The organism is Streptomyces sp. NPDC093795 (assembly GCF_044764665.1).
In the GTDB taxonomy this organism is placed as follows: Bacteria; Actinomycetota; Actinomycetes; order Streptomycetales; family Streptomycetaceae; genus Streptomyces.
Genome location: NZ_JBIWIO010000001.1, coordinates 77,407 through 91,302, shown reverse-complemented (window position 1 = coordinate 91,302; position 13,896 = coordinate 77,407). Strand labels below are relative to the sequence as shown.

Annotated in this window: 13 protein-coding genes; 7 read left to right on the top strand and 6 right to left on the bottom strand. The window is 73.6% G+C overall.

Going from position 1 to position 13,896, the window contains the following annotated elements; translation table 11 throughout:
- Nucleotides 1–24 precede the first annotated feature (24 nt).
- The 4 genes from ACIRB7_RS00415 to ACIRB7_RS00400 form a co-directional block, all read right to left on the bottom strand.
- Complete coding sequence (locus ACIRB7_RS00415) at nt 25–297, bottom strand: hypothetical protein (RefSeq protein ID WP_403590208.1); 273 nt, start codon at nt 295–297, stop codon at nt 25–27.
- Nucleotides 298–464: 167 nt separating this feature from the next.
- Nucleotides 465–692 carry a DUF3107 domain-containing protein gene (locus ACIRB7_RS00410; protein WP_403590205.1) on the bottom strand — a complete coding sequence of 76 codons (228 nt, stop codon included), beginning with the start codon at nt 690–692 and terminating at the stop codon, nt 465–467.
- Nucleotides 693–819: 127 nt separating this feature from the next.
- Complete coding sequence (locus ACIRB7_RS00405; protein WP_073809023.1) at nt 820–1,479, bottom strand: TetR/AcrR family transcriptional regulator; 660 nt, start codon at nt 1,477–1,479, stop codon at nt 820–822.
- A gap of 145 nt (nt 1,480–1,624) precedes the next feature.
- The gene (locus ACIRB7_RS00400; protein ID WP_403590202.1) at nt 1,625–1,840 is read right to left on the bottom strand and encodes a hypothetical protein; all 216 of its coding nucleotides are present in this window, start codon (nt 1,838–1,840) and stop codon (nt 1,625–1,627) included.
- Between the two features lie 141 nt (nt 1,841–1,981).
- Between ACIRB7_RS00400 and ACIRB7_RS00395 the strand changes: the two genes are divergently transcribed.
- The 7 genes from ACIRB7_RS00395 to moeZ all read left to right on the top strand — a co-directional run bounded on the left by ACIRB7_RS00395 (nt 1,982) and on the right by moeZ (nt 10,611).
- Nucleotides 1,982–2,950, top strand: coding sequence for an alpha/beta fold hydrolase (locus ACIRB7_RS00395; protein ID WP_403590199.1), 969 nt, complete (start codon nt 1,982–1,984; stop codon nt 2,948–2,950).
- A gap of 305 nt (nt 2,951–3,255) precedes the next feature.
- On the top strand, nt 3,256–4,392 hold the full coding sequence (locus tag ACIRB7_RS00390; RefSeq protein WP_403590197.1) for a DUF3152 domain-containing protein: 1,137 nt from the start codon (nt 3,256–3,258) through the stop codon (nt 4,390–4,392).
- 221 nt (nt 4,393–4,613) lie between these two features.
- A complete protein-coding gene (locus tag ACIRB7_RS00385) occupies nt 4,614–6,281 on the top strand; it encodes a glycosyltransferase (protein WP_403590194.1) in 1,668 nt (555 codons plus the stop codon).
- Nucleotides 6,274–7,533: a hypothetical protein gene (locus ACIRB7_RS00380; RefSeq protein ID WP_403590191.1), complete on the top strand. Its 1,260-nt coding sequence runs from the start codon at nt 6,274–6,276 to the stop codon at nt 7,531–7,533. The genes ACIRB7_RS00385 and ACIRB7_RS00380 overlap by 8 nt, the downstream gene beginning before the upstream one ends.
- A 130-nt stretch (nt 7,534–7,663) precedes the next feature.
- Complete coding sequence (locus ACIRB7_RS00375; RefSeq protein ID WP_351217022.1) at nt 7,664–8,635, top strand: NAD-dependent epimerase/dehydratase family protein; 972 nt, start codon at nt 7,664–7,666, stop codon at nt 8,633–8,635.
- Nucleotides 8,623–9,369, top strand: coding sequence for a spherulation-specific family 4 protein (locus tag ACIRB7_RS00370; protein WP_403590188.1), 747 nt, complete (start codon nt 8,623–8,625; stop codon nt 9,367–9,369). The genes ACIRB7_RS00375 and ACIRB7_RS00370 overlap by 13 nt, the downstream gene beginning before the upstream one ends.
- 63 nt (nt 9,370–9,432) lie before the next feature.
- Entirely contained in the window at nt 9,433–10,611 is a 1,179-nt protein-coding gene (moeZ, locus tag ACIRB7_RS00365) for an adenylyltransferase/sulfurtransferase MoeZ (RefSeq protein WP_351217018.1), read from the top strand.
- Between the two features lie 63 nt (nt 10,612–10,674).
- On the opposite strand, the gene ACIRB7_RS00360 is transcribed toward moeZ, so the two are convergent.
- Nucleotides 10,675–12,246 (bottom strand): alpha/beta hydrolase, encoded by a 1,572-nt coding sequence (locus ACIRB7_RS00360; RefSeq protein WP_403590185.1) that lies wholly within the window; start codon nt 12,244–12,246, stop codon nt 10,675–10,677.
- Between the two features lie 52 nt (nt 12,247–12,298).
- On the bottom strand, nt 12,299–13,873 hold the full coding sequence (locus ACIRB7_RS00355; RefSeq protein WP_403590182.1) for an alpha/beta hydrolase: 1,575 nt from the start codon (nt 13,871–13,873) through the stop codon (nt 12,299–12,301).
- Between the last annotated feature and the right edge of the window lie 23 nt (nt 13,874–13,896).

Genomic DNA, 13,896 nt, shown 5'->3' with positions numbered 1-13,896 from the left:
TACGGAGAAGGTGTGCGGCGCTGTTCACGCCGCCGCTGATCGGCGCAGCCGGCGACGCGAAGCCGGGCGGATCAGCAGCGAGAGCAGCACCGCCGCCACCGCCACCGCACCGATGAGGGTGGCGAGGAAGTGACCGGGGCCGAGCGCCCCATGGGTGACGAGCGCGCCGAAGACGCCGCCCAGTGTGCCGGTGGCGAGGACGCTCACCCGGACGGGGAGACGGTCGGGCAGCCGGTGCACGGCGGCCCAGGCCAGGGCGAAACCGAACAGGGCGGAACCGAGGGCTTCCAGGAACAAGACGAATCACCTCGCGGGGGCTGCGGGGCGGGTGGTGCGGTCGCCCCCTACCTACCCGTGGCCACCGGAACGCAACCCTCCCGTACGTCCCTCCGTGCCCTCCGCGGGCATACGAAAGGCCCGGTGGACCGAGACGGTCCACCGGGCCTTCCCCGTAGATCCTGGGCTCAGAGCGTGCCGAAGCCCACCCGGCGCACGGTGGGCTCGCCGAGCTCCACGTACGCGATCTTCTCGGCCGGGACCAGGATCTTGCGGCCCTTCTCGTCCGAGAGGCTGAGCAGCTGCGCCTTGCCGGCCAGCGCGTCGGCCACGGCGCGCTCCACCTCCTCGGCGGACTGCCCGCTCTCCAGAACGATCTCCCGGGGTGCGTGCTGCACGCCGATCTTGACCTCCACGGCTATGTCCCTCCGAACGGTCAGCGTTGCGCGAATACCCGCGCCGTACGCTGCACACATTAGCCCGGTGAGGGGACCCGCACGGTTCAGTGGGCGCACGCCAGGAGCGAACAGCCGACGGGAATGCTCAGTGACCCTCGGCGCTCAGCTGGCCGTCCACCGGGTGGAGCGGGAAGCCGGCGATGCCGCGCCACGCGAGCGAGGTGAGCAGCCCGACCGCCTTGTCGCGGGGGATGGCGGACTCGCTCGACAGCCAGTAGCGGGCGACGACCTGGGAGACGCCGCCGAGGCCCACGGCGAGCAGCATCGACTCGTCCTTGGACAGGCCGGTGTCCTCGGCGATCACGTCGGAGATCGCCTCGGCGCACTGGAGGCTCACCCGGTCCACGCGCTCGCGTACGGCCGGCTCGTTCGTCAGGTCGGACTCGAAGACCAGCCGGAAGGCGCCGCCCTCGTCCTCGACGTACGCGAAATAGGCGTCCATCGTGGCCGCGACCCGCAGCTTGTTGTCGGTGGTGGAGGCGAGAGCCGTGCGCACCGCGAGCAGGAGGGACTCGCAGTGCTGGTCGAGCAGGGCCAGGTAGAGCTCCAGCTTCCCGGGGAAGTGCTGGTAGAGCACCGGCTTGCTGACGCCCGCGCGCTCGGCGATGTCGTCCATCGCGGCCGAGTGGTACCCCTGGGCGACGAAGACCTCCTGGGCCGCGCCGAGGAGCTGGTTCCGTCGGGCACGTCGCGGCAGGCGCGTGCCCCGAGGGCGTGCTGCCTCTGTCTGCTCGATGGCGCTCACGCGGCCTCCCAAAATCGATCAATAACGCGCTGTCGCGCGCGTGGCCATCGTACTTTTGGGTAACCCGGCTGTGCGCGGTGCGAACGCAGAATTTCACGGACCGGACGCCCAGGTCGACAGTCGCTTCAAGATTAAACCGAACAAATCAGCGGTAGTCGTCCTCGTCCAGGGCGACCACGCGCGCCTGTTCGGACGCGTCGGCCTCGTTCGCCGAGTCGCGCTCGACATGGGTGAGCGGTTCGTCCTCGCGTTGCTGCAGTTCGGTGTGCTGTTCGGCGGCGTCCGCCTCCGGGATCTCCTCGTCCAGCACCTCGACCTCTTCCTCGGTGAACGTGTCCGGCTCGGTCGGATCGACGGTCATGCTTTGCCTCCCGGCATGCGGGGTCGCGGTCCTCTCGATGGCCCTCTCTCCCGAGCCTAGGAGTTCATGCGCCCCGCCGCACACCCACGTGTGACCGCACCCACACGCCTGGGCGCGTGATCGTCTCGTAATATTGCGGCCATGTCGTCGACCGAGCTGCCGGAAACCCGGCCCGCCGCCGAGCCGTCCGCACCGCGCGTCACCCGCGCCGTGCGGATCGCCGACGGCGAGGAGCTCCGCTCCGTGTCGCTGCCCGGCCTCACGCTGACCGTGCGCGCCCGGCCGGGCGCGAGGACCGGTCTCCCGCCCGCGCTGTACGTCCACGGCCTCGGCGGCTCCTCGCTGAACTGGTCCGCCCTGATGCCGCTGCTGGCGGACCTCGTCGACGGTGAGGCCGTCGACCTGCCCGGCTTCGGCGACTCGCCACCGCCCGACGACGGCAACTACTCGGTCACCGGGCACGCCCGCGCGGTCATCCGGCTCCTGGACTCGGCGGCGCGCGGCCCGGTCCATCTCTTCGGCAACTCGCTCGGCGGCGCCGTCGCCACCCGCGTCGCCGCCGTCCGGCCCGACCTGGTCCGCACCCTCACCCTGGTCTCGCCGGCCCTGCCCGATCTGCGGGCCCAGCGCACGGCCTGGCCCACGGCGCTGCTCGCGGTGCCGGGCGTCGCCTCGTTCTTCGCGAAGCTCACCAAGGACTGGACGGCCGAGCAGCGGGTCCGCGGGGTCCTCGGGCTCTGTTACGGGGACCCCGGCCGGATCACCGACGAAGGCCTCCAGCACGCCGTCGAGGAGATGGAGCGGCGCCTGGAGCTCCCGTACTTCTGGGACGCGATGGCCCGCTCCTCGCGCGGCATCGTCGACGCGTACACGCTCGGCGGCCAGCACGGGTTGTGGCGGCAGGCCGAGCGGGTCCTCGCGCCGACACTGCTCGTGTACGGCGGGCGCGACCAGCTCGTCTCGTTCCGTACGGCCAGGAAGGCGGCCGCCGCTTTCCACGGCTCGCGCCTCCTCACGCTTCCGGACGCGGGACATGTGGCGATGATGGAGTACCCCGAGACGGTCGCCCAGGCCGCCCGGGACCTGATCGTCGATCACGGCGGGAGCTGAGCCGGGGCGTGGGACGACATAGTCGCAAGGGCGCCGCGCCCCCGATGACCGACACGGGGCAGCAGGCGGCGGCAGGACGGACGGCGGGGACGCAGGGAACGCCGGGAACGTCGGCGGGAACAGCCGGACCGGCCGGCGCATCGGGACCGGCAGGCCCGGCGGGCCCGGCGGGCGTATCCGGCCCGGCGGCCGGGCGCGCGCCGGGGACCGGGCGCCGCCGCAGGACGTCGGGCGGCGACCAGGAGACGGCCGGGACCCCGGCGCACGGAACTCCGCTGTACGGGACACCCGCGCACGGGACCCCGATGTACGGAACCTCCGCGCACGGGACCCCGCCGCGGAGCGCTCCCGCCTCCGCTCCCTCGTACGCCGGTGGGGTTCGTGACACCCCCGCCCACGGGACGCCGGGCACCCCGGCGCACGGCGTGCCCGTCTTCGGGTCACCCGTACGGGGTGGGCATCCGCAGCACGACGAGGGCTCCGGGCCCAGGCCCGAGCGGTACGGCCCCCGGCAGGGCTCGCACCGCCGCGCCACCCAGCCCGAACAGGACGCTCCCGAGGCGCCGTTCATCCCCGGGCCCCGTCACGAGGACGTCCCCGACGCGGACGCGCCGACCGGTCTCGGGGGCATGGGCCGCACCCTCACCGGTGTCGCGGCCGCCGCCGTCGCCACCGTCCTCGCCGTCGTCGTCACCGGGCAGGTCGCCGACGGGGGAGAGACACCGGCCGCCGCCCGCGCCGCCGAACAACCGGCCGACCGGTCCGTGGAGGACAGCTCCGCCTCCCGTTCCGAGGAGCGGGCCGCCCCGGCGAAGCCGGCGCCCGTGGCCCCTCCGCCGCCGACGTACGAGCAGCTGATCACCCGCCAGTACCCGATCGACCCGAAGCTGAAGGGCTCCGGCGAGTTCGAGGCCGTGCCGGGGCTCCAGAAGGCGCCGGGCAAGGGGCGTCTGGTCCGCTACCGGATCGACATCGAGAAAGGGCTCGGTCTCGACCAGGAGCTCTTCACCGCGACCGTGTTCAAGACCCTCAACGACCCGCGCAGCTGGGCCGGCCGGGGCGCGATGACCTTCGAGCGCGTCTCCAGCGGGGAGACCGAATTCGTCCTGACGCTCGCGAGCCCCGGCACCACCGGTGTCTGGTGCGCGAAGTCCGGTCTCGACACCACGGTCGACAACGTGTCCTGCGACTCGGCCTCCACGGACCGCGTGATGATCAACGCCTTCCGCTGGGCGCAGGGCTCCGAGACCTTCGGCCCCAAGGCGATGCTCGCCTATCGCCAGATGCTCATCAACCACGAGGTCGGACACCGGCTCGGCCACGGCCACGTGAACTGCGACACCCCCGGCGCGCTCGCCCCCGTGATGCAGCAGCAGACGAAGTCCCTGAAGATCCGGGGGATCGCGTGCCGGCCCAACCCCTGGGTGTACCCGGGAAGTTGAGGCCGGACGGATATCGTCGGCCGGTGCTTGACGCTCCGTGACCGTTTCGCCGCTCAGTGCGACAGAACGCGACCGGGGCGGGAAAGTTACGTGCATTCACCCCTTCCAGTGGTGCGACGGACAACCGTCCGTCGCACCACCGGTGTCACCGCTTACGTTCGTCCCGCTGCGAGTCGCCGGACCAACGGTGGCCGCCGTCAAGGGAGATCGGGGGTGCGCTCGTGCGGATCGGACTGCTCACGGAGGGTGGCTACCCGTACGCCGACGGTGAGACCGGAGTATGGTGCGACCGGCTCGTGCGCGGACTCGGGCAGCACCAGTTCGACCTGTACGCCCTCGGCGGCTCCGGCGCTCCGCGCCCGCTCCCCCCGAACACCCGCGTCGCGCGCGCCGCGGACCTCGGGAGCGCCGACGCGGCCCCGGCGGGCAGGAACCTCCTCGAACGGACCGCCTTCGGCGACCGCGCCGCCCGCCGTGCCTACGGCCGGCGTGAGCGCCGCCGCTTCGTCGAGGCCTTCCACCAGCTGGCGATCGGCCTCTGCGCGGAGGACGTGGAGGACGCGGACGGGGCTCGCGCCGAGAGCGCCTTCGCCACCGGGCTCTACGCCCTCGCCGAACTCGCCCGCGAACGTGACGGGCTGCCCGGCGCGCTCCGCTCCGACGACGCCGTCCGCGCCCTCGAATCCGCCTCCCGCGCGCCCGGTGCACGCCGGGGCGCGGCCGCCGCGGGGCTCCCCGACCGCCTCGCCTTCGCCGAGCACCTGGCCCGCGCCCTGCGCCCGCTGTCCCTCGACTGGTACACGGACGACGCACTCGGCGCCGCCGACCTCTGCCACGCCGCCGCGGGCGGCACCACCGCCCTCCCGGGCCTCCTGGCCAAGCGCCTCTTCGGGACCCCGCTGCTCGTCACCGAGTACGGCGTACCGCTCCGCTCCCACTACCTCTCGGCCGCCGGCGCCGACCGCTCCGCCCCGCTGCGCACCCTGCTCGCCGCCCTCCACGGCCGGCTCGCCGCCGAGGTCTACCGGCAGGCCGCGCTCCTCACCCCCGGCAACGCCCACACCCGCCGCTGGCAGGAGAAGTGCGGCGCCGACCGGGCCCGGACCCGCACCGTCCACCCCGGCATGGCGGCGGACCGCTTCGCCGAGGTCGGCGAGGACGAGGAGAGCGGCGACCCCACCACCCTGGTCTGGGTCGGCCGGGTGGAACCCGCCAAGGACCTCATCGCCCTGCTGCACGCCTTCGCGGAGATCCGTACCCGGCAGCCCGACGCCCGGCTGAGGATCGTCGCCGTGCCCGTACGGGAGCCCGGAGCCGGGGCGTACCTCGCGCACTGCAAGGGGCTCGCGGCGCAGCTCTTCCCCGACGAGGCCGCCGGGGCGCACGCCGTCGGCGAGAACCCGGTCACCTTCGAGGAGCTCGGCGGCCCCGAGGCACCCACCCTGGAGGACACCTACGCCTCCGGCGCGGTCGTCGTCCTGTCCAGCGTCGTCGAGGGCTTCCCCGCCAGCCTCGTCGAAGCGATGTTCTGCGCGCGGGCCACCGTCTCGACCGACGTCGGCGCGGTCGTCGAGATCATCGGCGGCACCGGCCTCGTCGTCCCCCCGCGCAACCCCCGGGCGCTCGCCGACGCCTGCCTCGCGCTGCTCCGCGACCCCGACCGCCGGCACCGCCTGGGCGCCGCCGCCCGCGCCCGCGCGCTCGAACTCTTCACCGTCGAACAGAACCTCGCCGCGTTCCGCGGTATCTACCTGGAGCTCCTCTCCCACGCGCCGGTGCGCCACCGCCCCGGGGACGGCGTGCTCTTCGCCCACCCCGCCGAGGCGCACGTACCGGGCAGCTGGGCGCCCAAGGCCGTGGCCGCCGGGACAGGAGCCCCCGATGCCTGAAGGAGACACCCCCATGCGCGGCGCCGCCGCCCCGACGAGCCCCGGAGCCTGGGACGCCCGCTCCGAAGCCCTCCTCGGCACCCCCGCCCTGACCCCCCTCACCACCGAAACCCTCGACTCCCACCCCCCCGAGGACCCGCCACCCTCCGGGATAGCCCCGCCTCCGACCCCCACCCCGGACCCGGTCGCGCCCCCGGCGCCCGCCCCCGCCCCCCGCGCCCGGCGTGGGAACGCCGACCCCGTCAAGGTGCTCATGCACCGGCACCGGGAGCTCTGCGCGTGGGCCGTCGACCCGTTGGAGATCGCCGCCGGGCTCGAAGCCCAGGGGTTCACCGACCGGACCGCCGCGCGGTTCCGGCACCGGGACGTCTTCTCGCTCGCCGAGGAGCTGTACGCGCGCGTGCCCCGCGGCGGCGAGCCCGCGCCGCCCCCGGCGCCGGTGGCACCCCCTACGGACGCGTGGGTGCTCGCCGCCCTCACCCCCGGAGCCGCCGCCGCGCTCACCGGCATCGGGCTCGCCGTCACCCACGGGCCCGTACGTCTCGCGGTCGGCGCGACCGGCGCCCTCCTGCTCGCGGGCGCCCTCCTGTTCGCCGTCCGGCGCGGCCCCCTCCGTGCCCCCGACGGCACCGCCGTGCCCGCCGCCCGCCTCTGGACCCTCTGGCTCCTGGCGTACGCCGTCTGCGGCGACGGACTCCTGACGCAGGTGCTCAGCGGCGGCCCCGACGGCCCCTGGGACCTGGCCCCCGGGCCCCTCCTCGGCCTCGCCCTCGCCGTCGCCCCCGCCGCCTGGTGCGCCCAGCTCTTCGCGAACGGGGCGCGCCGCAGGATCGCCGACAGCCGGGGCCTCGCCGACTTCGCCGCCGGCGCCCGGCCGCTGCTCCTCGGCACCGTGACCCTCCAGCTCCTCGCCCTCACCGTCCTGCTCGGGCTCACCGGGTTCAGCTCCGGAGCCCTGGCCCTCGGCGCGCTCCTGCTGTTCGCCCGGCTCCTCACCGTCCACGGCTTCCCCGAGACGGCCACGGCCGCCCTCGCCGCCGCCGGCGCGGCCGAGGCCCTCGCCCTCGCGAGCGTCCTCGCCGCCCGCGTCCCCGTCCCCGGCTTCGACGCGCTCGCCGCACCCGTGCGTGCCGTCGTCGACGCCTGGGGCCCCGGGGCCGTACCCACCCTCGTCTGCGGCGCCGCCGCGCTCGGCCTGCTGGCCCACGCGTCCGGCGCCCTCGTCCGGGCCTCGGCCCACCCCACCCCGTGAATCCCCCGCGCACCCGCGGAGCCGACGCCGCGGGCGTGCCCCGTCACCTCTCTCACCACCCCGCAAGGAGAACGAAGACCATGACCCCGCAACCCCAAGGAACGGCCGGTCGGCACCAAGGGGCCGCACGATGAGGGTGCTACTGCTCGGAGCCAACGGCTTCATCGGACGCTTCGTCGCCGATCGGCTGCTCGCCGACCCGGCCGTCCACCTCACCGCGCTCGGCCGGGGCGACGACGCCGACGTGCGTTTCGACCTCGCCTCCGGCAGCCCCGGCGCGCTGACCCGCTTCCTCGACGCCGTGCACCCCGGGGTCGTCGTCAACTGCGCGGGCGCCACCCGTGGCGGCGCCCGCGACCTGACCCGGCACAACACCGTCGCCGTCGCCACCGTCTGCGAGGCCCTGCGCCGCAGCGGCTGCGGCGCCCGGCTCGTCCAGGTCGGCTGCGCCTCGGAGTACGGGCCGAGCCAGCCCGGCGCCTCCACGGCCGAGGACGCCGTGCCGCGCCCCGGCGGCCCCTACGGGGTGTCGAAGCTGGCGGCGACCGAACTCGTCCTGGGTTCGGGGCTCGACGCCGTGGTGCTCCGGGTGTTCTCGCCCGTCGGCCCCGGCACGCCGGCCGGCTCGCCCCTCGGCCGGCTCGCCGAGGCGATGCGCCGCGCCATGCAGGCCGGGGACGGTGAGCTCAAGCTCAGCGGCCTCGGGGTGCAGCGGGACTTCGTCGACGTACGGGACGTGGCGCGTGCCGTCCACGCGGCCTCGCTCTCCGCCGCCCAGGGCGTCGTCAACATCGGCACCGGCCGCGCGGTCCGGCTCCGCGACGCCGCCGCCGTCCTGGCCAGGGTCGCGGGCTACTCCGGCAACCTGCACGAGCTGGACGCCCCGCACGGCATGCCGCAGCGCCCGATGATCGGCGCCCCCCGCTCCGAGGGGACCATCGCCGACCAGCTGGCCTCGGCCCCCTACCCGTACCCCGACGGCTGCGGTCCCTGGCAGCAGGCCGACGTCCGCACCGCCCGCGACCGGCTCGGCTGGCGGCCCCGGATCAACCTGGAGGAGTCCCTCGCCGACATCTGGATGGAGGCGGCGTGTCGCATCTGACGACGAGCACGGCGACCGGGGCGGTCCAGGCGGTGGGGGTGGGCGTCCCCGGCTACGCCCACCCGCTGCTCGCCCCCGTCGAGTGGGGCGAGCTGACCCGCCCGGGAACCCCGCTGCACTGGGCCGTGCTCAACGTGGCGGAGGGGCCGGGCAGCCGTCCCGACCCGCACTGTCTGGAGGCGGCGGGGAAGCTCCGTAACGCCGGGGTCAGGGTCCTCGGACACCTGGACGCGGCCTACGGCTCCCGGCCCTTCGGGGAGCTCGTCTCCGACGCCCACCGCTTCCTCGACTGGTACAAGGTCGACGGCTACTACCTGGACCGCTGCCCCGCGGACCGGGCGGACCTGGCCGGGGTGCGGCGGGTCACCGCGACCCTGGAGGCGGTCCTCGGCGGCGAGGCCCACCTGGTCCTCGGCCACGGCACCCACCCCCATCCGGGGTACGCCGAGACCGCCGACCAGCTGGTGACCTTCTCCGGCGCCTGGGTGGACTACCGCTGGTCGCAGGTGGCCGAGTGGACCGCCGAGTACACGGAGACGAAGTTCGTCCACCTCGTCCACGGGGTCCCGCGCACCCACCTCGACGAGGCCCTGCGGATCGCCCGCTGGCAGGGGGCCGGGACGATCTTCTTCACCGACCGGACGGGGGTCCCGGGACAAACCGCCCCATTCCACTCGCTGCCCGGCTACTGGGACGAAATCGTCTCGCGGATCGGACCGGGTGTCTCGGAATGAGAAGGGGCGTGGCAGTGTTACGGGGAGAACAACCGTACTGACATACCGACCACCGGAGCCCCCGTGTCGCTGCCACCCCTGGTCGAGCCGGCTGCCGAGCTCACCGTAGACGAGGTCCGCAGGTACTCCCGCCACCTGATCATCCCGGACGTCGGGATGGACGGGCAGAAGCGGCTGAAGAACGCCAAGGTGCTGTGTGTCGGCGCCGGTGGCCTCGGCTCGCCGGCGCTGATGTACCTGGCCGCCGCCGGCGTGGGCACGCTCGGCATCGTGGAGTTCGACGAGGTCGACGAGTCGAACCTCCAGCGCCAGATCATCCACAGCCAGGCCGACATCGGCCGTTCCAAGGCCGCCTCGGCGCGCGACAGCGTGCTCGGCATCAACCCGTACGTGAACGTGATCCTCCACGAAGAGCGGCTCGAGGCCGAGAACGTGATGGACATCTTCAGCCAGTACGACCTGATCGTCGACGGCACGGACAACTTCGCCACGCGCTACCTGGTGAACGACGCGGCCGTGCTGCTCAACAAGCCGTACGTCTGGGGTTCGATCTACCGCTTCGACGGTCAGGCGTCCGTCTTCTGGTCCGAGCACGGTCCCTGCTACCGCTGCCTCTACCCGGAGCCCCCGCCGCCGGGCATGGTCCCGTCCTGCGCCGAGGGCGGCGTCCTCGGCGTGCTCTGCGCGTCCATCGGCTCCATCCAGGTCACCGAGGCCATCAAGCTCCTGGCCGGCGTGGGCGACCCGCTGGTCGGCCGTCTGATGATCTACGACGCCCTGGAGATGCAGTACCGCCAGGTCAAGGTCCGCAAGGACCCGAACTGCGCGGTCTGCGGCGAGAACCCGACCGTCACCGAGCTCATCGACTACGAGGCCTTCTGCGGCGTCGTGTCCGAGGAGGCCCAGGAGGCGGCGCTCGGCTCCACGATCACTCCGAAGCAGCTCAAGGAGTGGATCGACGAGGGCGAGAACATCGACATCATCGATGTCCGCGAGGTCAACGAGTACGAGATCGTCTCGATCCCCGGTGCGCGCCTGATCCCGAAGAACGAGTTCCTGATGGGCACCGCCCTCCAGGACCTCCCGCAGGACAAGCGGATCGTCCTGCACTGCAAGACGGGTGTCCGCAGTGCGGAAGTCCTCGCGGTGCTCAAGTCCGCGGGCTTCGCGGACGCGGTGCACGTGGGCGGCGGCGTGATCGGCTGGGTCCACCAGATCGAGCCCGAGAAGCCGGTCTACTAGACCCGAGTGACTCATGGAAGGGCCCGGACCTCAGCACGAGGTCCGGGCCCTTCCGCGTTCCCGTCACGAACAGGTCGTGCCGTACTTCGGGACCGTGCCCTTCAGGAGGTACGCGTCGACCGTCCGCGTCACGCACGCCGAGGTCCCGTAGGCGCCGTGGCCCTCACCCTTGTTGGTGAGCAGGACACCGACCCCGTCCCCGAGCTCCTTCGCCATCTTCTCCGCGCCCTCGTACGGGGTGGCCGGGTCGCCCGTCGTCCCGACGACCAGGACCGGCGCCGCGCCCGGGGCGCTCGCCTCCGGGGTGGCCCGCTCGCCCTTCACCGGCCAGTCCGCGCACCAGCCGGCCGTGTCCCAGGCGAGCATCGCGCCGAACACGGGGGAGAGCCGGCGGAACTCGGGCAGCAGCGCCTTCGCCTGCGCGGCGGTCGGGCGTTCGCTGGAGTCGGCGCAGGAGATGGCCCGCTGCGAGTGCGACTGGGTCGAGTAACGGCCCTTCTCGTCCCGGTCGTTGTAGAAGTCCGCGAGCTGGAGCAGGGCGCCGCCGCGCCCCTGCTCGGCCTCGGCCAGGGCCTCGGTCAGCAGGGGCCAGTTGGCTTCCCCGTACAGCGTGACCGCGATGCCCGTGAGCGCCAGGCTCTCGGTGAGCCGCCGCTCGCCGACCGTCAGCGGCGCGCGGTCGAGCTTCCGCAGCAGCCCTGAGATCCGCTCGGTCCCGGCCTTCGGGTCCTGGCCGGTGCTCTTCAGGTAGTTGTCCAGGGCCCGCTGGAAGCCGACCGTCTGGTGCCGGGCGTGCCCGACGGAGTCGGCGGTCGGGTCGACGACCGCGTCGAGGACGAGCCGGCCCACGTTCCCCGGGAAGAGGTGGGCGTACGTGCCGCCGAGCTGGGTCCCGTACGAGATGCCGAAGTAGTGGAGCTTCTCGTCCCCGAGGACCTGCCGGATCAGATCCATGTCGCGGGCGGTGGCGGTGGTCGTGGTGTGAGGGAGGAGCGGGGCGGAACGGCGGGCGCAACCGGCCCCGAAGTCGGCGCTGTCCTTCAGGTACGCGGCCTCCTCGGCGGCCGAGTCCGGGGTGAGGTCGGCGACGGCCTCGGCGGCGGCCTGTTCGGCGTCGGTCCGGCAGACCACGCCGGCGCTGCGGCCCACGCCCCGCGGGTCGAAGCCGACCAGGTCGTAACGCTCACCGAGCTTCCGGTACTCGTCCTCCAGCTGCGGCAGCGTCTCCACCCCGGAGCCGCCGGGGCCGCCGAAGTTGAAGAGGAGCGAACCGATGCGGCCCCGCTCGTCGGTGGCCTCCTTGCGGATCAGCGCGACCGGGAGGGTGGCGCCGCCCGGCTTCGCGTAGTCCACCGGCACCGTCACCGTGGCGCAGCGCCACTGCGCGCCCGGCTTCTGCCCGCCTTCCGGGGCCGGGCAGCGCTTCCAGGTGGGGCGCTGGCCGGTGAGGGGGCCGGGGATCGGGGGCAGGGCCTTCGCGGTGGCGGTGGGTGTGGCGGCGGCGGCGGTGGCGGAGGACGAGGGGGAGCCGGGGGCCGTGGCCGGCGGCTTGGCGTCCCCGCCCTCCGTGCTCGTGCAGCCCGCCACCAGTACCCCGGTCACGGCCAAAACCGTCATGCGTACACGTATGGACATGTGTTCCCCCCAGGATCCCGGCAAGGCGGCCATCCTAGGCGGGCCGGCTGTCCTACTTGCAGACCGTCCCCGAGGCCGGGACCTTGCCGTCCAGGAGGTACGCGTCGACCGCCTTCTTCACGCACGCGCTGCCGCTGTTGTAGGCGCCGTGGCCCTCGCCCTCGTACGTCAGCTCCACGCCGACACCCTGGCCCAGCGCCTTCACCATCGACCGCGCGCCCTCGTACGGGGTGGCGGGGTCGCCGGTGTTGCCGACGACCAGGATCGGCGCCGAACCGGGCGCGGAGACGTCCGGGTGCTCCCAGGTCCCGGCCACCGGCCACTGCGAGCAGCTGGACAGGGCCCAGCCCATGAAGTCGCCGAAGACGGGGGAGGCCTCGCGGAACTGGCCGAGCCGCTCCTTCGCCTGGCCGAGGGTGTAGCGCTCCTTGAAGTCCACGCAGTTGATGGCGGCGTTGGCGGCCTGGATGTTGCTGTACGAGCCGTTCTGGCCGCGCCCGTTCATGGAGTCGGAGAGCGAGAGGAGCAGCGCCCCGTCGCCGCCGTCGGCCGCGTCGAGCCCCTGCTCCAGATAGGTCCAGAACTCCTTCGAGTACAGGGCCTGCGCGATGCCGTTGGTGGCCTGCGTCTGGGTGAGCTCGCGGTCGCCGATGCCCGGGATCGGGTCCTTGTCGAGCGCCGCGAGGAGGTCCGTGACGAAGGACTCGATCTGGGCGACGCTCGTGCCGGGCAGGGCGCACTCGTCTCCGCGGTCCACACAGTCCCGGGCGAAGTTGTCCAGGGCGAGCTGGAAGCCCTTCGCCTGGCCGAGCGCGCCGTCCTCCACGCCGGCGTCCGGGTCGACCACGGCGTCGAAGACGGCCCGGCCGACGTTGTCGGGGAACAGATGGGCGTAGACACCGCCGAGTTCCGTGCCGTACGAGATGCCGAAGTAGTGGAGCTTGTCGTCCCCGAGGACCTGGCGCATCAGGTCCATGTCCCGGGCGGCGTTCTCGGTGCCGACGTGCGGCAGGGCCCGGCCGGCGTCCTTCTCGCAGCCGGCCGCGTACTTCTTCTGCGCGTCGGAGAGCGTCCGCTCCTCGGCCTCGTCGTCGGGCGTGAAGTCCAGGGCGTAGTAGGCGTCGAGCTCCTTGTCGGTCGCGCACTCGACGGGGTCGCTGCGGCCCACCCCGCGCGGGTCGAAGGAGACCAGGTCGTAGCGGCCGCGCAGGGTCTCGTAGTCCTTCGCGAAGCCGGGAAGACCGGTGATGCCGGAGCCGCCGGGCCCGCCGAAGTTGAAGACGAGCGAACCGATCCGCCGGTCCTTGTCACGGGCGCGGGCCCGGATGAGGGCGAGCTCGATGGTCTCGCCCTCCGGCACCGACCAGTCCAGCGGCGTCTGGAGGAAGGAGCACTCCCAGGCGACGCCGCCGGGGAGCGGGGAGGGCGCCTCACCGCCGCCCTCGGCGACGGAGGGCGGCGGGCACGGCGCCCAGTTCAGTCGCTGCGCCGTCAGGGCCGAGAGCCCGGCCGAGCCGCTCGGCTTCGTCGTGTCCGCCCCCTCGTCTCCCCCGTCCGAGCACCCGGCGGCGAGCAGCACGGTGGTGGCGGTCAGCAGAGCGGCGCGCTGGGCGGCGGAGAGGGCCATGGGACCATCGTGGGCCGCCGCCA